This window comes from Xanthomonas nasturtii (assembly GCF_023337365.3).
GTDB classification, from domain to species: Bacteria; Pseudomonadota; Gammaproteobacteria; order Xanthomonadales; family Xanthomonadaceae; genus Xanthomonas; species Xanthomonas nasturtii.
Map to the genome: position 1 here is coordinate 1,296,790 of NZ_CP142084.2, position 20,717 is coordinate 1,317,506.

Sequence of the window (20,717 nt, forward strand, 5' to 3'; positions counted from 1 at the left end):
AAGTGCGCGCCGGGGTGCGGAGCGGAGGCAGGTGAGGGTGCGGGGGTAATCACCTCTGTGCATAGAAACCACGATCGGGTTGAAGGCATGGGCTCCAAGCAAGCGATCGTCTCGCAACGCGCCCGCTTGCCAGATCGCATCACCGCGCCGGCACTCAAGCCCAGCCAAGCAGGTGCGCGCTCGGCAACCCGATGCCACCCGGCCACCGGCGGATCAGTGGCTCGGCTGGGGCCAACGACACGCGTGCACAGCTCCCGGGCAGGCATGGCCCGTGCCAGCGTTCGGCGCATACCCGCGTACCCCCGGGTTCGCGGGTTCCCGGAGCGCCATCCCTTCGTACGAAAACCGCTGCGGTGTTCCCCACCCGCCCAATCCACCCCGCCGGCTAAACCAACAATGCACCGAACCGGGCCTTTCAAAACGGTCGGTCTGCCCCATCTAGTAGAATCAGCGAATCAAACAACACGGCGGCACTGCGGGACTGGCCCGCACAGCCCCTCGATCATGGAGCGTGCATGGCCTGGAACACACCCGGCAACAAGGGCGGAGACGGCCCGGATCCCAACCGTCGCAGGTCCTGGGGCCCGCGCGGTGGTGGCAACGGTGGTGGCTGGGGCAATCTGCCCGCCCCGCTGAAAGAGCTGTTCGACGGTGGTGTGGGGCGCTGGATCCTGGTCGCGGTGGTGCTGATGGTGCTGTTCTCCAGCTTCCAGCTCATCGGCGAGCAGCAGCGTGGCGTGGTGCTGCGCTTCGGCCAGTTCTCGCGCATCCTGCAGCCCGGCCCGAACTTCAAGCTGCCCTGGCCGATCGAGTCGGTGCGCAAGGTCAATGCCACCGAAATCAAGACCTTCAGCAACCAGGTGCCGGTGCTGACCCGCGACGAGAACATCGTCAACGTCTCGCTCAACGTGCAGTACCAGATCAGCGACCCGCGCAAATACCTGTTCGGCTCGCGCAATGCCGATCTGGTGCTGGAGCAGGCCGCGCAAAGCGCCGTGCGTGAGCAGGTAGGCCGTTCGGATCTCAATACCGTGCTCAACAATCGCGGCCCGCTGGCGATCGCCTCCAAGGACCGCCTGCAGGCGGCGCTGGATGCCTACAACACCGGCCTGGCCGTCACTGGTGTGACCCTGCCGGACGCGCGCCCGCCGGAAGAAGTGAAGCCGGCCTTCGACGAGGTCAACGGTGCCCAGCAGGTGCGCGAGCGCCTGATCAACGAAGCCCAGGCGTATGCCGCCAAGGTGGTACCGGAAGCACGCGGCCAGGGTGCACGCACCCGCACCGGCGCCGAAGGTTACAAGCAGGCGGTGATCTCCAAGGCCGAGGGCGACGCCGACCGCTTCACGCTGTTGCAGGAGCAGTACGCCGGCGCGCCCGAAGTCACGCGCAAGCGCCTGTGGCTGGAAACCGTGCAGAAGGTGCTGTCGGAGAACCGCAAGGTGATCGGCAGCGATGGCCGCCAGGTCATCTACGTACCGCTGCCGGCCGATGCCAGCAAGGCGTCCGCGACCAGCGGCAATGGCGGCATGCCGTCGATGGTGCCGCAGGACGTGCTGTTGAATCCGCCGCAGAATTCCAGCAGCGAGGCCATCCGCAACCCGGAACGCGGGCCGCGTCCGACCGGCCGTGAGGGAACCGAACAATGAAGAATTCGCTAGTCATCGGTCTGATCGTTGCCGTGCTGCTGACCCTGATGGGCTCGGTGTTCGTGGTGCGCGAAGACCAGACCGCCATGGTGCTCAACCTGGGCCGCGTGGTGCGCGCCGACCTCAAGCCCGGCCTGCACTTCAAGATTCCGGTGGTGGAATCGGTGCGCGTGTTCGACCGCCGCTTCCAGGTACTGGACACCGCCCCGGCGCGTTACTTCACCGCCGAGCAGAAAGACGTGAGCGTGGACTTCTTCGCCATCGGCTACATCTCCGATGTGCGGGCGTTCTATCGCGCCACCGGTGGCGAGGAGTCGGTGGCCAATTCGCGCCTGGCCCCGATCATCACCGACTCGCTGCGCAACCAGATCAATTCGCGCACCCTGCAGCAGCTGGTTTCCGGCGACCGCAGCGAGTTGATCGCCAACCAGCTCAAGGGCATCAACGGCGCGATCAAGGGCCTGGGCATGCAGATCACCGACCTGCGCATCAAGCAGATCGACCTGCCGACCGACAGCCAGGTGATCACCGACGTCTACGAGCGCATGCGCGCCCAGCGCAAGCAGGAAGCCAGCAAGCTGCGCGCCGAAGGCGAAGAGCAGGCGCTGACCATTCGTGCCCAGGCCGACCGCGAGAGCACGGTGATCAAGGCCGATGCCGAGCGCGATGCGCAGAAGCTGCGTGGCGAAGGCGATGCCAACGCCGCCCGCATCTACGGCCAGGCCGGCGCAAAGGACCCCTCGTTCTACGCGTTCTACCGCAGCCTGGAGGCGTATCGCGAATCGATGACCGACGGCAACGGCGTGATCGTGCTCGACAAGAACGACCCGTTCTTGCAGTACCTCAAGAGCGATCGGTGATCGCTCTGTTTTGAACCGGCAACGCCCGCGTAATGCGGGCGTTGTCGTATGTGCCGTCGCAGCCGGACGGCGTGGGCTACGCCAACGCTGCACCTCAAGATCCCTGCCATGCATGCCGCGTCGTAGGAGCGCACCCAGGTGCGACTGCGTTACCGGGAATGCCCGTCGCGCCCAGGTGCGCTCCTACGCGGCGTGGCGTGGCGTGGCGGGTTGGCGAACCGGGCACACTGCAGCTCCCACGTTGTCCTGGTATTGCTGATGCACGAGTTTCTATCCGCGTTATGCCTGATCGCCGTCATCGAGGGCCTGCTGTTATTTGCAGCGCCCGCCGCCTGGAAGCGCATGGTCGAGCAACTGTTCAGCCTGCCCACGGCCCAACTGCGCGCCATCGGCGGGGTGGTCCTGGTGCTGGGCGCAATCGCGCTGTGGGTCGTGCGCCACTGAGCTGCGCCGGCGCCACCCTGGCTTGCGCCAGTACAAAGGGTAGTGCACGCCACCGGAAACCCGGATAATGCACAAAAGCCGGCCGGGCACGCTCCAACCAGAGCACACCGTTCGGCTTTTTCCGTGTCAGGGCTGTCGCGCCACTGCAACGCTCCCCGATGGAGCCGCGCGCCAGGTGTCGCTGCCAGCCGTGAACCGGTCCCATCCCGCGGCCCCGATGGCCGCCGCAAAACTTAGGAGTTCACCCGTCATGGGTCAGTCAGTTGTCGTGCTCGGTGCCCAGTGGGGCGATGAAGGCAAAGGCAAGATCGTCGATCTGCTTACCGAAGAGATCGGTGCGGTGGTGCGCTTCCAGGGCGGCCATAACGCCGGCCACACGCTCGTCATCAACGGCAAGAAGACCGTCTTGCATCTGATTCCGTCCGGCATCCTGCGCGACGACGCGCTGTGCCTGATCGGCAATGGCGTGGTGATCTCGCCGGCCGCATTGATCAAAGAGATCAGCGAGCTGGAAGACGCCGGTGTGGAAGTGCGTTCGCGCCTGAAGATCTCCCCGGCTGCGCCCTTGATCATGCCGTACCACATCGCGCTGGATCAGGCGCGCGAGAAGGCCGCCGGCGGCAAGGCCATCGGCACCACCGGCCGCGGTATCGGCCCGGCGTATGAAGACAAGGTGGCGCGTCGCGGTATCCGCATCGCCGACCTGCATTACCCGCCGCAGCTGGAAGAGCTGCTGCGCACCGCGCTGGATTACCACAACTTCGTGCTGACCAAGTACCTGGGCGTGGAAGCGGTCGATTTCCAGAAGACCTACGACGAAGCACTGGCCTTCGGCGATTACGTGCAGCCGATGAAGTCCGACGTGGCCGGCATCCTCCACGACCTGCGCAAGCAGGGCAAGCGCGTGCTGTTCGAAGGCGCACAGGGCGCGTTGCTGGATATCGACCACGGCACCTACCCGTACGTCACCAGCTCCAACACCACCGTGGGCGGCGCGCTTGCCGGTACCGGCGTGGGCGCCGATGCGATCGACTACGTGCTTGGCATCGCCAAGGCCTACGCAACGCGCGTGGGCGGCGGCCCGTTCCCGACCGAGCTGGACGACGAGGTGGGCCAGGGTATCCGCGACCGCGGTGCCGAGTACGGCGCCTCCACCGGCCGCCCGCGTCGTTGCGGCTGGATGGATATCGTCGCGCTCAAGCGTGCGGTGGCCATCAATGGCATCTCGGGCCTGTGCATCACCAAGCTCGACGTGCTCGACGGCATGGAAAAGCTCAAGGTCTGCATTGCGTACGAATACCGCGGCAAGCGCACCGAATATGCGCCGCTGGATGCGCAGGGTTGGGAAGAGTGCACCCCTGTGTACCTGGAGTTCCCGGGCTGGACCGAAAACACCCACGGCATCACCGAGTGGGACAAGCTGCCGGTTGCCGCACGCGCCTACCTGCGTGCGCTGGAAGAACTGGCCGGCTGCCCGATCTCGATCGTCTCCACCGGCCCGGACCGCGACCACACCATGGTGCTGCAGGACCCGTTCGCCTGATCGGTTGATCTTGCGTTGTCATACCCAACGGCCCGGCTTGTCCGGGCCGTTGGCGTTTGAGGATTGCTGAGGATTGGCATGACTTTCGCCAGTGCTCGTGCTGACCGCGTCGGGCGATCATTGCCGGGTCGGGCCGTTGCGCCCTGTTTCCAACGAGAAAGTTCATGCGTCTTCCCCTGGCGAGCGCCATTGCGCTGGTCCTGACCGGCACTGCCCTGGTCACCAGTGCCCACGCCGCCGACACCGCACCGGTCGTCGCGGCTGCCTCCACCACCGCGGCAATCTCCACGGCCGTCACCACGCAGCTGCCGCGCACCGCCAGGCCCAGCCACTACGCCATCGAGATCACTCCGCACGCGGAGAAGATGAGCTTCGACGGCAAGGTCCGCATCGACGTGGAGGTGCTCACGGCCACCGACGCCATCGTCTTGCAGGCAGCGCAGCTGACCTTCGGCAAGGCCGCGCTGGCCGCGGCCGGTGGCAAGCCGGTGGCAGCCAAGGTCACCGCCGATGCCGAGGCGCAAACTGCCAGCATCGCCACCGGCGCCGCCCTGGCGCCAGGCAAGTACGTGCTCACGCTGGACTACAGCGGCATGATCGGTACGCAGGCCAATGGCCTGTTCGCCCTGGACTACCCCACCGCGCAGGGCACGCGCCGCGCGCTGTTCACCCAGTTCGAAAACTCCGATGCCCGCCGCTTCGTGCCGGCATGGGACGAGCCCAACTTCAAGGCCACCTTCGATCTGGTCATCAACGCGCCAGCCGGGCAGTTGGCGGTCAGCAACATGCCGGTGGCCTCGTCCACGCCGGGCGCCGATGGGCGCACGCGCATCGCGTTCCAGACCTCGCCGAAGATGTCCACGTACCTGCTGTTCTTCAGCATGGGCGACTTCGAACGTGCCACCGTCAAAGCCGATAACGGCACCGAGATCGGTGTGGTCGCGCTCAAGGGCAAGCTGAGCCAGGCGCAGTTCGCGCTGCAGTCCAGCCGCGATGTATTGCACGAGTACAACGCCTACTTCGGCATCCCGTACCCGCTGCCCAAGCTGGATAACATCGCCGCGCCCGGCAGCAGCCAGTTCTTCGGTGCGATGGAAAACTGGGGCGCCATCTTCACCTTCGAACGCTTTCTGCTGCTGGATCCGGCGGTGTCCACCATCAGCAACAAACAGGATGTGTTCACCTTCGCCGCGCACGAAATCGCGCACCAGTGGTTCGGCAATCTGGTGACCATGGCGTGGTGGGACGACCTGTGGCTCAACGAGGGCTTCGCCAACTGGATGGAGGCGCGCACCACCGCCAAGCTGCATCCGGAATGGGATATCGACAAGACCGGCCCGGCTTACAAAAGCCGCAACGCGATGCCGCTCGATGCCTATGGCACCACCCACCCGGTGGTGCAGCACGTGGCCACCGTGGAGCAGGCCAGTCAGGCGTTCGACACCATCACCTACGACAAGGGTGAGGCGGTGATCAGCATGCTCGAAGACTATGTCGGCTCGGACAACTGGCGCAGCGGTGTGCGCCAGTATCTGCAGCAGCACCGCTACGGCAATGCGGTCACCGGGCAGTTGTGGGAGCAGATCGACAAGGTTGCGCCGGGCAAGCAGTTCATCGATATCGCCCACGATTTCACCCAGCAGCCGGGCGTGCCGTTGATCAAGGCCAGCACCCGCTGCGATGCCGGTACCACCACGCTTACGCTGGAGCAGGGCGAATACACCATCGACCGGCCCAACAAGACACCGTTGGCGTGGCGCGTGCCGGTCACCGTGCGCGATGGTGCGGGCAAGACGCAACGCGTGCTGGTGGATCACACCGCGCAGCTCAAGCTGCCCGGCTGCGATGCGCCGGTGCTGGTCAACGCCGGCCAGAAGGGCTATTACCGCACGCTGTATTCGCCTGCGCAGTTCAAGGCACTGAGCGCGCGCCTGACGACGCTGCCGGCGGTGGATCAGCTGGGCATCCTGCTGGACACCGGTGCGTTGGCGAAGGTGGGGCTGCAGCCGGATGCGGACCTGCTCGACCTCACCGCCAGCGTGCCGGCCGATGCAGCACCGGATCTGTGGCAGGTCGCCTCCGGCACGTTCGTGGGCCTGGATTATCTGTTCGAAAACAATGCAGCCGGCCGCACCGCCTGGCGTCGCCATGCGCTGGCGCGGCTGGCGCCGGTGTTCGCGCGCTATGGCTGGGAGGACCGCAACGGCGACTCGGCACAGGTCAAAAAATTGCGCGCGCAGTTGATCACGTCCCTGAGCTCGCTGGACGACCCGGCAGTCATCGCCGAGGCGCAGCGTCGTTTCGTTGCCTTCCAGGCCAATCCCGCTTCGCTGTCGCCAGAGCTGCGCAGCACCGTGTTGGGCATCGTCGCCCGGCACGCCGACGCCGCCACCTGGAAGATGCTGCAGACGATGGCGCAGAAGGAAACCTCGGCGATGGTGCGCGACAAGTACTACCTGTACCTGGCGCAGGCCAAGGACCCGGCACTGGCGGCGCGCGCGCTGGCGCTGGCGCTCACCAGCGAGCCCGGCGCGACCAATGCCGCCAGCATGATCCGTGTGGTGGCCAAGGAGCACCCGGAGCTGGCCTTCGACTTCGCCGTCGCCCATCGCAGCCAGGTCGACACGTTAGTGGACAGCACCTCGCGTGCGCGCTATTACCCAGGCCTGGCCGATGGCTCGTTCGATCTGAAGACCGTCGACAAGATCAAGGCCTATGCCGACAAGTACATCGCCCCCACCTCGCGCCGCGAAGCGGAAACCGCGATCAGCACCATCCAGACGCGGGTGAAGCTGCGCGACCAGCGCGTGCCGCAAATTGTGGCGTGGTTGAAAAAGCAGAAGAGCTGAGGAGCCTTAAGCATGTCTTGTGGCAAGGCTTGTTTGCGATAGCAGGCAGGCCTTGTCACGGCGGCGGTCTTCCTCTGCCTGCGTCTGCCTTGCCGGACACAGGCCACACGCGCCGCTTGGTGCCGCAAAGCTCGACTGGGTACTCCGCCAGCGGCTCGCAGAGAAACCAATCACGCTGGACAGCAGATGTAGCGGGCCGCATGCACTGCGGCGTGCTGCATCGGCGGCGCGCAGGTGTCGGGTGTGCCGAGGAGCAAGACCCCGAGGAGCAAGACCGGCCAGGGAAGGCGCGGCAGCGACCAGCAGCCAGGCGCAGTCGTGCAAACGCCGCAGGCCAATGGGCCGCGCCGTTGCTTCAGCCCATCCGCATCGTTGCGTTCTCGCGGGTCCGGTTGTCCATGTCCTGCTGCTGACTCTGCGCGAGCGCCTGTTGCCGCTCCACGCTTGCCGTCTCCAGCTGCTGCAGCGACTGCTCCACCGGCGTGCGCACCGCCACATCGGTCGGCATGGCAGCGCGCAGGTGCGCAGGGTTGTTCAACTCGCCCTGCACCACGAAGACCGTGCGCCCTGCCGGGTGTTCGGCGGTCTGATTGCTCAGCACAACGTGATCGACGCGGTCCAGATTGTGCTGGCGGGCGAGTGTCATCACGCTGGCAATCAGGCGCTCGCTACTCTCGTCGTGCGTCCGCCCGGCCTGCGCATCGATGGCGCCCACGCCGGCGCGCACCTGCTGCAGCAAAGGGTAGTTACGGTGGTCGGGGCCGATATCGGCCAGTTTGGTTGGCGCCTGCATCTGATCGGAAACCCCATCGACCGATGCGGTGAACGGGCTGCGGGTGATGGCGCGGTGCGGATCATCGGCATGGAACTGCGTGGCTTTCTGCTGACGCTCCAGACGTACCTCGCGGGCGTCGTTGAGCTCTGCAATCCGACCGGGATTGGTTTCCTCGCGCATGGACGGATGCCCGCCACCGGTGCTGACATTCATCCACTTCTGTTCTTCTTCGAAGTACATCGCGTAGAAGCTGTTGCTGCCGATCACATTGGGGTCGACCGCGGAGCGGCCTTCCAGCATCTGGATCGCCTCGGTAGTGCCGAGCTTGGCCAGGTACTGGCTACCGGCCGCCAAACCCATCTGCGCAAAGGTCTCATAGCCCGTGTTGCTGATGCGGGGGGCGCCGGCATACTCGTTGTCGAGCATGTTGGTCCAGATCTGTTCCAGCTTCTGGGGGCCGCTTTTTTCAAGTGCTGCCTGCAGCAGCACGCGGGGTGTCCAGCAGTTGGGGTCGAGCTCATGGTCCAGGAAGGCTTGGTCATGTGCTCGCATGACGTCAGCACCGGGCAAGTTCTGCGCAAGGTCCGGACGGTGTTCGCTCATCCAGTATCGCCTGACTTCAAGATCCATTTTGAGCAGGGTTTGCCCAAACGCTTCCCATTGCCTCTCGCTCAATTCAGCGTTGGCAAAACGCGAGCCGTTATCGTGTTGGGTTCTGGCGTAATCCTGCGCGTAACTATTTGCGACCCGGCCGGGCAAGCTGTCGTTGCGCACCACGCCTAGCGCCAGCGTTCCGTAGCCATCTGCACCATCTAGTTGCGAAAGATAGTTCCAGTACAGCTCGCGGTTGCCCGCGTCCGCATAGCTGGAAAGAACCTTTAGATCCTGCTCACTCAATCCGCTCATGTCCTGCTCCTGATAGTCGCGCCGATCACTTTGCCTTGGTGCGTGCCAGTACGTTCCGTACCGCCTCTTCCATGCGTTTCCAGTCTTTCAAGAAGGCGCGCTTATAGTTCAGCGTGATGGAAAGCTTGTTCTCGATATCAGAGAAGTAGTGGACACAACTTGCAGCAACAGCACCTTTTTCGTGTACTACTTCAGATCCCTCCAGCCGTACGCCGTCTCCACGAAATTTGGTGCTATCGCACTTGATGAAGGTGACAAGCCCACCGTTTGAATCGCGGGCGACGTACCAGTCATCTTCGTAGGCGGGGTTACGAATCGGCGGTTTTCCATAGCGGTCCTCGTACTCTTTTGAGTACGCCAGCATTTTCGCCTCGTCTATTGCGTAGGGCGTCAAGCCCAAGGTGTCTTGCTGGGCAAGGCGGAGATCGAGGCGCTGCCTCGGGTCTCGGCGTTCCACCGAATTGGCTTCGGTAATTGCCTCATTGGAGGAGTGTCGCTCCAACGATGTCTCAATTGGGACCCGGTCGATGTAGTTGATCCGAACAGAAATCTCCTTCCGGAAATCATTCGTACGCGGGTTGGCCCGCGCACCGGGCGGGGTGGGGGTCATGTCCGGCCATTCAATGACCAGCGTCACGCCTTCGCCCGGCCAAGGTGCGATCTGGCTATCGAGGTAGTTGGCGGGAATGCGGAAGGTATGCGGCCCGAGCTTTACGTCAACCGGAGCGTCCGAATAGGTGTGCCCGTTGATGGTGCGGCCTGTGGTGACGGTGTCCGACATGGGGGAAGTCCTGTTGTGTTCGGGTGATGGCGTCCGTGCACAGGCACTGCCGGTCACAGCGACGGCGAGTGCAAGGGCCAGGCACCGGCCGGATGACATCATGCGCATTGGTCAATCCATTGCAGGGTTCATAGCGAACTATAGGCAACTTGGGATCAGCGCGACAACAAACGGCCCAGCCTGCGGGAGGGGGCATCACCATGCTGCGCGCGGTGCGCGGTGCGCGGTACCGGCGGCGCGCAGGTGTCGGGTGTCCCGAGGAGCAAGACCCCGAGGAGCAAGACCCCGAGGAGCAAGACCCCGAGGAGCAAGACCCCGAGGAGCAAGACCCCGAGGAGCAAGACCCCGAGGAGAAAGACCGGCCAGGGAAGGCGCGGCAGCGACCAGCAGCCAGGCGCAGTCGTGCAAACGCCGCAGGCCAATGGGCCGCGCCGTTGCTTCAGCCCATCCGCATTGTTGCGTTCTCGCGGGTCCGGTTGTCCATGTCCTGCTGCTGACTCTGCGCGAGCGCCTGTTGCCGCTCCACGCTTGCCGTCTCCAGCTGCTGCAGCGACTGCTCCACCGGCGTGCGCACCGCCACATCGGTCGGCATGGCAGCGCGCAGGTGCGCAGGGTTGTTCAACTCTCCCTGCACCACGAAGACCGTGCGCCCTGCCGGGTGTTCGGCAGTCTGATTGCTCAGCACAACGTGATCGACGCGGTCCAGATTGTGCTGGCGGGCGAGTGTCATCACGCTGGCAATCAGGCGCTCGCTACTCTCGTCGTGCGTCCGCCCGGCCTGCGCATCGATGGCGCCCACGCCGGCGCGCACCTGCTGCAGCAAAGGGTAGTTACGGTGGTCGGGGCCGATATCGGCCAGTTTGGTTGGCGCCTGCATCTGATCGGAAACCCCATCGACCGATGCGGTGAACGGGCTGCGGGTGATGGCGCGGTGCGGATCATCGGCATGGAACTGCGTGGCTTTCTGCTGACGCTCCAGACGTACCTCGCGGGCGTCGTTGAGCTCTGCAATCCGACCGGGATTGGTTTCCTCGCGCATGGACGGATGCCCGCCACCGGTGCTGACATTCATCCACTTCTGTTCTTCTTCGAAGTACATCGCGTAGAAGCTGTTGCTGCCGATCACATTGGGGTCGACCGCGGAGCGGCCTTCCAGCATCTGGATCGCCTCGGTAGTGCCGAGCTTGGCCAGGTACTGGCTACCGGCCACCAAACCCATCTGCGCAAAGGTCTCATAGCCCGTGTTGCTGATGCGGGGGGCGCCGGCATACTCGTTGTCGAGCATGTTGGTCCAGATCTGTTCCAGCTTCTGGGGGCCGCTTTTTTCAAGTGCTGCCTGCAGCAGCACGCGGGGTGTCCAGCAGTTGGGGTCGAGCTCATGGTCCAGGAAGGCTTGGTCGTGTGCTCGCATGACGTCCTTGCCGGGAAGGTTCAGTGCCATGTCAGGGCGCTGAACTTCCATCCAGGATTGCCGAATCGCAAGATCCTTCTTAAGTAGAGTCTGGCCAAACTCGTCCCACTGCCGTTCGCTGAGCTGAGCATTAGGGAAGTGCGAGCCATTGTCATGCTGATGCTTTGCATAGTCCTGAGCGTAGCTATTGGCGACCCGGCCAGGCAGGCTGTCATTGCGAACTACGCCTAATGCGAGGGTGCCATAGCCATCAGCGACCTGCAGTTGTGAGAGATAGTTCCAATACAGCTCCCGGTTTCCTGTGTTTGCATAGCCGCTCAAGATCTCGATGTCTTTATCGGTCAATCCGCTCATGTCTTGCTCCCTAATACTTATTCCGTCACTTGACTTTGGTGCGCGTTAGAACGTCCCTCACGGCATCTTCCATGCGTTTCCAGTCCTTCAAGAACGCCCTCTTGTAGTTCAAGTTGATCGAGAGTTTGTTTTCAATATCAGCAAAATAATGAAAACAACTTGCGGCGATGGCCCCTTTCTCATGGATGACCTCATTGCCCTGAAGTCTTACGCCGTCGTCGCGGAACTTGGTGCTATCGCATTTGATGAAGGTGGTCAGGTTGCCGCTGGCATCACGCGCAACGTACCAGTCATCCTCATAAGCAAGGTTGCGGACCGGTGGCTTCCCGTAGCGTGCCTCGTACTCGCTTGAGTACTCCCTCATTTTTGCTTCGTCGATGGCATAGGGTGTTAGCCTCAGGATCTGGTCTTTAGAAACGCGGAGTTCAAGGCGGTTCCTTGGATCCTTTCGCTCCACGGAATTCGCTTCGGTAATAGCCTCATTGGAAGACCGCCTGGCCAACAAGGTTTCGATTGGAACACGGTCGACGTAGTCGATCGACACGGAAATCTCCTTCCGGAAATCATTCGTACGCGGGTTGGCCCGTGCCCCGGGCGGGGTGGGGCTCATGTCTGGCCATTCAATGACCAGCGTCACGCCTTCGCCCGGCCATGGTGCGATCTGGCTATCGAGGTAGTTGGCGGGAATGCGGAAGATATGCGGCCCGAGCGTTACGTCCACCGGTGCGTCCGAATAGGTGTGCCCGTTGATGGTGCGGCCTGTGGTGACGTTGTCTGGCATGGGGGAAGTCCTTTTTTGTTCGGGTGATGGCGTCCGTGCACAGGCACTGCCGGTCACAGCGACGGCAAGTGCAAGGGCCAGGCACCGGCCGGATGACATCATGTGCATTGGTCAATCCATTGCAGGGTTCATAGCGAACTATAGGCAACTTGGGATCAGCGCGACAACAAACGGCCCAGCCTGCGGGAGGGGGGCATCACCATGCTGCGCGCGGTGCGCGGCATCGGCGGCGCGCAGGTGTCTGGTGTCCCGAGGAGCAAGACCGGCCAGGGAAGGCGCGGCAGCGACCAGCAGCCAGGCGCAGTCGTGCAAACGCCGCAGGCCAATGGGCCGCGCCGTTGCTTCAGCCCATCCGCATTGTTGCGTTCTCGCGGGTCCGGTTGTCCATGTCCTGCTGCTGACTCTGCGCGAGCGCCTGTTGCCGCTCCACGCTTGCCGTCTCCAGCTGCTGCAGCGACTGCTCCACCGGCGTGCGCACCGCCACATCGGTCGGCATGGCAGCGCGCAGGTGCGCAGGGTTGTTCAACTCTCCCTGCACCACGAAGACCGTGCGCCCTGCCGGGTGTTCGGCAGTCTGATTGCTCAGCACAACGTGATCGACGCGGTCCAGATTGTGCTGGCGGGCGAGTGTCATCACGCTGGCAATCAGGCGCTCGCTACTCTCGTCGTGCGTCCGCCCGGCCTGCGCATCGATGGCGCCCACGCCGGCGCGCACCTGCTGCAGCAAAGGGTAGTTACGGTGGTCGGGGCCGATATCGGCCAGTTTGGTTGGCGCCTGCATCTGATCGGAAACCCCATCGACCGATGCGGTGAACGGGCTGCGGGTGATGGCGCGGTGCGGATCATCGGCATGGAACTGCGTGGCTTTCTGCTGACGCTCCAGACGTACCTCGCGCGCGTCGTTGAGTTCTGCAATGCGACCGGGATTGGTTTCCTCGCGCATGGACGGATGCCCGCCAACGGTGCTGACATTCATCCACTTCTGTTCTTCTTCGAAGTACATCGCGTAGAAGCTGTTGCTGCCGATCACATTGGGGTCGACCGCGGAGCGGCCTTCCAGCATCTGGATCGCCTCGGTAGTGCCGAGCTTGGCCAGGTACTCGCTACCGGCCGCCAGGCCCATCTGCGCAAAGGTCTCGTAACCCGTGTTGCTGATGCGGGTGGCGCCGGCATATTCGTTGTCGAGCATGTTGGTCCAGATCTGTTCCAGCTTCTGGGGGCCGCTTTTTTCCAGGGCTGCCTGCAGGAGGACGCGTGGGGTCCAGCAGTTGGGGTCGAGACGATGCTGCTCAAACGCGCGGTCGTGCGCGAGCATGACGGAGGCGCCTGGTAGGTTCAGTGCCAGATCTGGGCGATCTTTAAGGAGCCAGTTTTGCCGAAGCTCAAGATCCTTTGTCAGCAGCGTCTGTCCAAATTCCTCCCACTGCCGCTCGGTGAGGTTAGCGTTCGCAAAGCGCGAGCCGTTTTCGTGTTGCGTTCTTGCATAATCTTGCGCGTAACTGTTCGCTACACGTCCCGGCAAACTGTCGTTGCGCACCACGCCCAACGCAAGCGTTCCATAACCATCAGCACCATCTAGCTGTGAAAGATAGTTCCAATACAGCTCACGATTGCCCTTATTTGCATAGGTTGAAAGGATCCTGAGATCCTGCTCCGTCAGTCCGCTCATATTTCACTCCTTGTCAATGCACTGGTCACTTGACCTTGGTGCGGGCCAGTACGTCCCTGATGGCTTTTTCCATGCGCTTCCAGTCCTTGAGAAATGCGCGGTGGTAGTGAAGCGTGATAGACAGCTTGTTCTCGACATCGACGAGGTAGTGAGTGCAATCAGCAACAACCGAGCCCTCATCATCAATGACTTGGTTGTCCTCAAGTCGTATGCCGTCCTTGCGAAATTTGGCGCTGTCGCATTTGATAAAGGTTGTTAGATTGCCGCCAGTGTCGCGCGCAACGTACCAGTCATACTCAAGCGCAGGGTTGCGCGCCGGAGGCTCGCCGTAGTGGGCTTCGTACGCCTTCACGTACGCGGCCATTTTCTCTTCGTCGATGGCATAGGGAATCAATCCGAGCATTTCAGGCTGCGCAATCCGGAGATCGAGTCTCTCCACAGGATTGCCTCGTTCGACCCAATCAGGCTTGGTAAGCGCTTCGTTCGATGAAAAACGTCCCAGCAATTCCTCAATCGGGACCCGGTCAACGTAGTCAATCGCTGCGTGGATCTCCTTGCGGAAATCATTCGTACGCGGGTTGGCCCGCGCACCGGGCGGGGTGTGGGTCATGTCCGGCCACTCGATGACCAGCGTCACCACCTCGCTGGACCACGGTGCGATCTGGCTGTCCAGGTAGTTGGCGGGAATGCGGAAGATATGCGGCCCGAGCTTTACGTCCACCGGAGCGTCCGAGTAGGTGTGCCCGTTGATGGTGCGGCCTGTGGTGACGGTGTCCGACATGGGGGAAGTCCTTTTGTGTTCGGGTGATGGCGTCCGTGCACAGGCACTGCCGGTGACAGCCACGGCGAGTGCAAGGGCCAGGCACCAGCCGGATGACATCATGCGCATTGGTCAATCCATTGCAGGGTTCGTCGCGAACTATAGGCAAATCACGATCAACGCGACAGCAAGGGCTCAGCCAGTGCATGTGCAGTGCGCCGCATGACATTGGAATGCGATCACGCGTTGTGGGCAGGAGGTGCGCGCGGACACAAGGTTGGCCGTGCAGCGGCAGCTCGCCATGTGTGCTGACTCGACCGCTACGCGCAGACCGGTGCCATCCCGTCAATGCTGGCGATCACATGGAGTCGCACGCCGCGTGTTAGTTGAACTTTTCGCTCTATCCGGATTGCTGCCCAACCCGGACGGTCGCACTGAATGCCTGCAGATGGCGTCATTGCTGGATGCAGGGTTAATTCGGGCCAAAATAGGAGCGCCGCTGAACCATTTTGGTCTCCGATCAGTCACTTGACCGAGCCTCCTCGTGCGGCCACAGTCCGGAGCGTTCGTCCTCTCCGTTCAAGGATGCCCGTGAAGAAGTTGACGCATTGCATCGTGGCAACCGTGCTGGTGCCCATCATGACGCTTGGGTGTGCACGGCTTTCGGTGGAGCAGGCTGCCGCAACGCCCTCAAGTAGTGCACACGAAGCATCGTCTTTTCCTGAAGCGCCTGCTGCCACGCCTTCACCTTGGGTGTCCTTCAAACTGGAACGGCAGATGGGTGCCGTCTGCGTGGACCGTACGCAATCGCAGGGCTCCTCGCCCGCACCGTTGCTAAGGGACGGGTTTTGCCAAGGCCCGGCACCTGCGCATATGGCGCGTGCGCTGCTTGCCCTGCCTGCAGATGCGGTTGACGCCTCGCTGCAGGCGCGCGAAGCCAGCTTGCGCGATGCCGTGTATGTGGCCGCACCCGGCCTGGGACGGCGCGCTGACTTCACCGTGGTTGCGGGTGATCTGACGATCCGCTCGTTCGAAAGTGCTGATCCCGAGAAAACGGTGTACCTGGTCTGGTCGGTGAAATGCAGTGCGGACGAGGCAGGTCTTGCGTGCCAGTCAGGCAAAGGACGCAAGGCTTATCGCGTCACCAAGGACGGCACCGCACGCGATGTGAGTGCAGCGGTATTTCCGCCAGCGCCCAGCCTGACTGCACAAGATGTTGGCAGGCAAAACGATCACGGCGGCTCGGAGCTTTTTCTGTTCGACGACAAGTTGCCCGTGGCACCGACAGTGCGCTGGCTGATGGAATTTGATCCCGACCAGCCGCTTGCCACCGATGACCCGAAGCGGGTCGGGTCTTACGCCCATTTTGGTTTTCTTCGATGGACAGGCGAGCGCTTCGAGCTTGTCCAACGGATACCTAGAGCGCAGTGGCCGTGTCGCCAGCAGCGCACAGGCGAACCGGCATGTGCGGATTATCCAGATGGTGAGGACCGTTTCATCAGCGAGTGACCACTTCTGCAAGGAGCATCGAAATGGCGAGATCCAACGATTTAGACATCCGTGCAACGGCCGACCAGATTTCTGCGTTGTTCAACGCCAATCAACAGGCCGAGGCGCTGCTCATGCTTGAGGAGCGCAGACAAGGCCAGTCAGAGGTCGTGCGCGACGCGTTGGATCGCTATGTTGGCGTAGCGTCCGCCGGTGTGATCGCCAATCAACAACAAGGGCCCGTCTCCGCTGCGGATGCCAGTGTGTTGCAACGCTTGCAACAAGCCGCGTCAAACCAGCCAGCAATTCCGCCGCAGGCGCAAATGACTGCCTTGAGCGACGCACAGCGCTATGACGTTTACGCCAGCATCGTGCAGGTAAGAGGTAACGAGGCCGCGCACGAGGCACTCTCGTGACCCAACGAGCGCGTGGTGCTGGGACTTCGCCAGGAAAACTCAACGCTTGCGGCCATGCAGGATCGTGCGCATGCCGGAAGCCTGCGTAGCGACGATCCTGCAACCCCTGCAATCAATGAAGCCCAGGGCGGCACGGGTGTCTACAACGATCGCCTAGTCGTGCTGTGGAAGGATGCCTATGGCACGCGTCATACGCAGGTTGCCCAGCAAGCAAACACCGAGCCGACAGCGCAATACGATCATCATGCCGGCAACACGGGGCGGCGCCCGCGTGCGGAAGGCGGCATAGAGAACAGGACATTTGCGCCGTCGCCGGGCTTTGAGAGCATCACCAGGCCAAGGAAGATCGAAGGCGAGGACGTCAATGCCGATGGCATCAGGGATCTTGGCCGCTTGAGCGAGGGCACCATCGAGATGCGGATGGGGCAGCACCCAAATCCCAGCCGGCCAGGCACCCAAGACAATGCATTACGCCCAAGTCAGGCGGCAGTCGATGCAGGGAGGGGCGGCGTACAGCGGGATAGCAATGCGGACGGCTGGTTTGATCAAGCCGATCTCAACGGTGGGCAAAATCTCAACGACACCTTCAAGATTCATCGCGGTTCCAGCGGCAGTACCGATTCGGCTGGCTGCCAGACAATTCATCCAGCCGACTACGATGGGTTCATCGCGGCGGTTCAAGGCAACCCCGCGCAGACGCGCTGGCAATACGTGCTGACCAGCACTACACCCGGGCCGGTGCAGGAGCAGCAACAGGACCAAGGGCGAGGGCGTGAAGGGGTACAGCCAGGGCAGGAGGAGCAGGGGCATCGGCCGGCCCAGCCGCAGCGGCAGAACGGCGGGCCTGCAGCGCCGGTGCCTGGGAGGCCACGACATGCAGACGCAGAAGACGCCCACCCCGCGCCTCATCCGTTGCATGCACAGGCCAGCACCTTGGTTGGCCGGTTGGATGCCAGCATGGGCCGCGCCAGCGATGCGCACAGGGAGCGGATGAGCGCCAGCCTGGCCCACCTGGCGAAGGAGCATGGGCTTGAGCGGATCGACCATGTATTGCTGAGCAACCAGACACCGCGTGCAGCGGCTGGTGCCACCGTCTTCGTGGTGCAAGGCGAACCAAGCAATCCGGCCCACCTACGCGCTAGCATGCCCACCGACATGGCCGTCAATACGCCGGTAGAGCAATCACTGGCAAAGCTGCAAGAGCTCGATGCGCGTACGTTGGCGCAAGCGCAGAGTCAGGCACAGGAAAGATCGGTGGCGCAGGAAGAGGTGGTCAGGCCCCGGAGTATTGGGTGAGGTCGTCAGCTCCCACCCTTCGGCCGTGAACCAGTGGTGAAGTGACCCCCAAAAGCTGGACAGTTGGGCGATCAGACAGCTAGCTCGGCCTGTTGCCGGTACTTTACCGGGCTCAGGCCGTTCAATTTCAACTTGATCCGGTCTTCGTTGTAGTACCTGATGTACTCCACCAGCCCGGCTTCTAGGCGTTCGATGCTGTCAAAGCTGTTGAGGTAGAAAAATTCTGACTTCAGCGTCCCGAAGAAGCTCTCCATGGCCGCGTTGTCCAAGCAGTTGCCGCGTCGGGACATGCTTTGTTTCAGAGAATGGTTTGCGAGCTTATGCCGGTAATTTTCGTGCTGGTAGTGCCATCCCTGGTCAGAGTGGATCATCGGCCGAGCGTCGGGTGACAGTTTCTTGATTGCCTGATCCAGCATCTGACCTACCAGGTCCAACACCGGCCGGCGTTTCATCTGGTAAGCCACAATTTCGCCGTTGTACAGATCCATGATTGGTGAAAGATAGAGCTTCATGCCCTGCACCTTGAACTCGGTGACATCGGTCACCCACTTCTGGTTAGGCATAGCGGCTTCAAACTGGCGGTCCAGTATATTTGGCACGATGACATTGGCTGCGCCCTTGAATGCGCGGTAGCGCTTGATGCGTACCCGCGATTGCAGGCCCAGTGCGGCCATCAGACGCTGCACCCGCTTGTGGTTGATCGCCTCACCCTGTTTGGCCAATTCCAGTGTGATGCGGCGATAGCCATAGCGCCCTTGGTGTTCATCGTAAATCGCGCGGATGCGCTCGCACAGCGCGACCTCGCCCTGATCGGGATGGGCCAGGGCATGCATCTGGTAGTAAAACGTGCTGCGTGATAGCTCGGCCGCTTCGAGCAAAAGCGGCAGTGCGTGGGTCTGCCTCAATCCTTGGACGGCGTGCGCTTTGTACGCTGCGCCGCCTGCTCTTGCTGGATCAAGGCATCGAGTTTTTTTAGGTAGGCCGTCTCCGCACGCAGGTAGGCCACTTCCTTGAGCAGCTCATCGCGGCTCATGTCCTCGGCGGGCTTGGACGAGCTGGTCTTTTTCATCGGTTTGTGAGGCGGCAATGGAGGTGGCGCTAACGCTTGGGCGCCGCCGTCAGCATACAGCCGTTGCCACTGTGCCACCGCGCCGGCACTGCCTATCTGGAAGTAGCTCGTGGCCTCGCGCGCAGACATCCCCTCCTGGCGCATCTTTTCAAGAACCTCCAGCTTGAACGGGACATCGTAGGACCGAGGCTTGCGGTCAAACCCGCGCCAACCATGTAGCCGGTAGGTCGCTGCCCAACGCCTGACCGTAGAGAAATCCAGACCATAACTGCGGGCCACCGCCTTGAGCGAGATTGAGGTCTTGCAGGCCTCCTTGGCGACCTGAAGTTTGAAGCGTGCGTCATATCGATTCATGAAATCCTCGGAGTTGGACGGGGTGTCCAACTTCCGGGGGTCACTTCATACTAGGGTTCGCTTCCAAAAACCCGCTTGCAAAAATCATTCGCTCGACCGATATTCCATATTCCGGAATATGGAATAAGGCGGGCTTGGCTATGGAATTGAAGCCCCAGGATCTGGTGGTGCTCTACAAGCAGGTCGCGCAGGCGGACCAGGCCTGGACATATGCCGCCCTTGGAGAAGCACTGGGCATGAGCGCCTCTCAGGTGCATCGCAGCGTCAAGCGCGCGGTGGCATCCGGTTTGGCACTGGAAAAAAGCCGTGGTGAGTGGGAGACGGTGCGCACGGCGCTGCACGAGTTTGCGGTCCACGGCGTGCGTTATGCCTTTCCTGCCGTCATCGGGCCGCTAAGGCGTGGCATTCCTACGGCCTTTGGCGTGCCCCCATTGTCCACTGCGATTGCCAGCGCCCCAGGGGATGCACCGGTGTGGCCAAGCGCGCAGGGCACAGCCAAAGGCCCTGGCTTGTCGCCGTTGTCGGCCGGTGTGCCCAACGCTGCGCTGGCCGACCCTGCCTTGCACCAACTGCTGGCGCTGCAAGACGCCCTACGCAGCGGGCGTGCCCGCGAGCGCACGCTGGCAGCGCGCTATCTCAAACAATTGCTGGGGCTTGGCGATGCGCTCTGACGATCCCAATTTGCCGCATCTGCTGGTGATTGCGGATGCACTGGGCGAACTTCGCGACCACGTGGTTTTCCTCGGCGGCGCAGTCGTTGGCCTGCTGGTATCGGATCCATTGGCGGAAAGCGTCCGCGCCACCTATGACGTCGATGCGGTGGTCAATCTTGATTGGGCCCGGTTCCGCGGTATCGAGGCGCGTGTGGAATCGCAGGGCTTCGCGCGCGAGATGCAGCCGAACCGGCACGCGCAAGCGTTGTGCTTCAGGTCTACGTGCCATTGCATCGGCGTAGCTGCGACATCGTCGGCTCAGGTCTGCAAAGAAAACATTGAAGCGCCGGCGCTCGCTTGCGATAATGCATCGCAATTGCAACGCACTGGGCTTGCCATGAAATCCGCATCTCTTCCATCGCTCCGGGTAGATCCCGCGCTGCGCGAAGCGGCCGAAGCCGTGTTGCAGGAGGGTGAGACGCTTTCCAGCTTTGTCGAGCACTCCGTGCGCGCCCAGGTGCAGCAGCGGCAGCAGCAGGAAGCCTTCATTGCGCGCGGGCTGGCCTCGCGTGATAGCGCCAAGGCGTCCGGTCGCTATATCGACACCAAAGATGTGATGACCGGCTTGCAGTCCCAGCTAGACAAGACACGCAACGGCTGAT

At 62.5% G+C, this 20,717-nt stretch carries 16 protein-coding genes and 1 pseudogene; 9 read left to right on the forward strand and 8 right to left on the reverse strand.

Features of this window, described 5'->3' with window-relative positions:
* Nucleotides 1-515 precede the first annotated feature (515 nt).
* The 5 genes from hflK to M3O59_RS05715 all read left to right on the forward strand — a co-directional run bounded on the left by hflK (nt 516) and on the right by M3O59_RS05715 (nt 7,342).
* Nucleotides 516-1,646 (forward strand): FtsH protease activity modulator HflK, encoded by a 1,131-nt coding sequence (gene hflK, locus M3O59_RS05695; RefSeq protein ID WP_116906545.1) that lies wholly within the window; start codon nt 516-518, stop codon nt 1,644-1,646.
* A complete protein-coding gene (hflC, locus tag M3O59_RS05700) occupies nt 1,643-2,506 on the forward strand; it encodes a protease modulator HflC (protein ID WP_064634511.1) in 864 nt (287 codons plus the stop codon). Before hflK ends, hflC begins: the two co-directional genes overlap by 4 nt.
* A gap of 258 nt (nt 2,507-2,764) precedes the next feature.
* Nucleotides 2,765-2,950 (forward strand): DUF2065 domain-containing protein, encoded by a 186-nt coding sequence (locus M3O59_RS05705; protein WP_064634518.1) that lies wholly within the window; start codon nt 2,765-2,767, stop codon nt 2,948-2,950.
* A gap of 250 nt (nt 2,951-3,200) precedes the next feature.
* Entirely contained in the window at nt 3,201-4,493 is a 1,293-nt protein-coding gene (locus tag M3O59_RS05710; RefSeq protein WP_019300370.1) for an adenylosuccinate synthase, read from the forward strand.
* A gap of 164 nt (nt 4,494-4,657) precedes the next feature.
* Nucleotides 4,658-7,342, forward strand: a complete 2,685-nt coding sequence (locus tag M3O59_RS05715; protein ID WP_249054720.1) for a M1 family metallopeptidase — start codon at nt 4,658-4,660, stop codon at nt 7,340-7,342.
* A gap of 355 nt (nt 7,343-7,697) precedes the next feature.
* Here M3O59_RS05715 and M3O59_RS05720 read toward each other — a convergent pair whose 3' ends face one another.
* The 6 genes from M3O59_RS05720 to M3O59_RS05745 all read right to left on the reverse strand — a co-directional run bounded on the left by M3O59_RS05720 (nt 7,698) and on the right by M3O59_RS05745 (nt 14,908).
* Nucleotides 7,698-9,023 (reverse strand): Smlt3024 family type IV secretion system effector, encoded by a 1,326-nt coding sequence (locus M3O59_RS05720; protein ID WP_330462324.1) that lies wholly within the window; start codon nt 9,021-9,023, stop codon nt 7,698-7,700.
* A gap of 25 nt (nt 9,024-9,048) precedes the next feature.
* Nucleotides 9,049-9,912: a Smlt3025 familytype IV secretion system inhibitor gene (locus M3O59_RS05725; protein WP_116907059.1), complete on the reverse strand. Its 864-nt coding sequence runs from the start codon at nt 9,910-9,912 to the stop codon at nt 9,049-9,051.
* 331 nt (nt 9,913-10,243) lie between these two features.
* Nucleotides 10,244-11,569, reverse strand: a complete 1,326-nt coding sequence (locus M3O59_RS05730) for a Smlt3024 family type IV secretion system effector (protein ID WP_330462325.1) — start codon at nt 11,567-11,569, stop codon at nt 10,244-10,246.
* A 25-nt stretch (nt 11,570-11,594) separates the two neighbouring features.
* Nucleotides 11,595-12,458, reverse strand: a complete 864-nt coding sequence (locus M3O59_RS05735) for a Smlt3025 familytype IV secretion system inhibitor (RefSeq protein ID WP_116907055.1) — start codon at nt 12,456-12,458, stop codon at nt 11,595-11,597.
* Nucleotides 12,459-12,693: 235 nt separating this feature from the next.
* Complete coding sequence (locus M3O59_RS05740) at nt 12,694-14,019, reverse strand: Smlt3024 family type IV secretion system effector (protein WP_330462326.1); 1,326 nt, start codon at nt 14,017-14,019, stop codon at nt 12,694-12,696.
* A gap of 25 nt (nt 14,020-14,044) precedes the next feature.
* The gene (locus M3O59_RS05745; RefSeq protein ID WP_116907016.1) at nt 14,045-14,908 is read right to left on the reverse strand and encodes a Smlt3025 familytype IV secretion system inhibitor; all 864 of its coding nucleotides are present in this window, start codon (nt 14,906-14,908) and stop codon (nt 14,045-14,047) included.
* Nucleotides 14,909-15,370: 462 nt separating this feature from the next.
* Here M3O59_RS05745 and M3O59_RS05750 point away from each other — a divergent pair, with 462 nt between their 5' ends.
* Complete coding sequence (locus tag M3O59_RS05750; protein ID WP_181920692.1) at nt 15,371-16,288, forward strand: hypothetical protein; 918 nt, start codon at nt 15,371-15,373, stop codon at nt 16,286-16,288.
* Between the two features lie 41 nt (nt 16,289-16,329).
* On the opposite strand, the pseudogene M3O59_RS05755 reads toward M3O59_RS05750, so the two are convergent.
* Nucleotides 16,330-16,548, reverse strand: a pseudogene (locus M3O59_RS05755) (hypothetical protein).
* 147 nt (nt 16,549-16,695) lie between these two features.
* Here M3O59_RS05755 and M3O59_RS05760 point away from each other — a divergent pair.
* Nucleotides 16,696-17,979, forward strand: a complete 1,284-nt coding sequence (locus tag M3O59_RS05760; protein WP_343242922.1) for an XVIPCD domain-containing protein — start codon at nt 16,696-16,698, stop codon at nt 17,977-17,979.
* A gap of 71 nt (nt 17,980-18,050) precedes the next feature.
* Here M3O59_RS05760 and M3O59_RS05765 read toward each other — a convergent pair.
* A protein-coding gene (locus tag M3O59_RS05765; RefSeq protein WP_409350120.1) for an IS3 family transposase occupies nt 18,051-19,402 on the reverse strand; the annotation gives its coding sequence in 2 pieces (ribosomal slippage) (nt 18,051-18,946 and nt 18,946-19,402; 1,353 coding nt in all).
* A gap of 140 nt (nt 19,403-19,542) precedes the next feature.
* On the opposite strand from M3O59_RS05765, the gene M3O59_RS05770 reads away from it, so the two are divergent.
* Nucleotides 19,543-20,073, forward strand: coding sequence for a hypothetical protein (locus M3O59_RS05770; RefSeq protein ID WP_064634690.1), 531 nt, complete (start codon nt 19,543-19,545; stop codon nt 20,071-20,073).
* A complete protein-coding gene (locus tag M3O59_RS05775; RefSeq protein ID WP_309544550.1) occupies nt 20,063-20,716 on the forward strand; it encodes a YlcI/YnfO family protein in 654 nt (217 codons plus the stop codon). The genes M3O59_RS05770 and M3O59_RS05775 overlap by 11 nt, the downstream gene beginning before the upstream one ends.
* Nucleotide 20,717 lies beyond the last annotated feature (1 nt).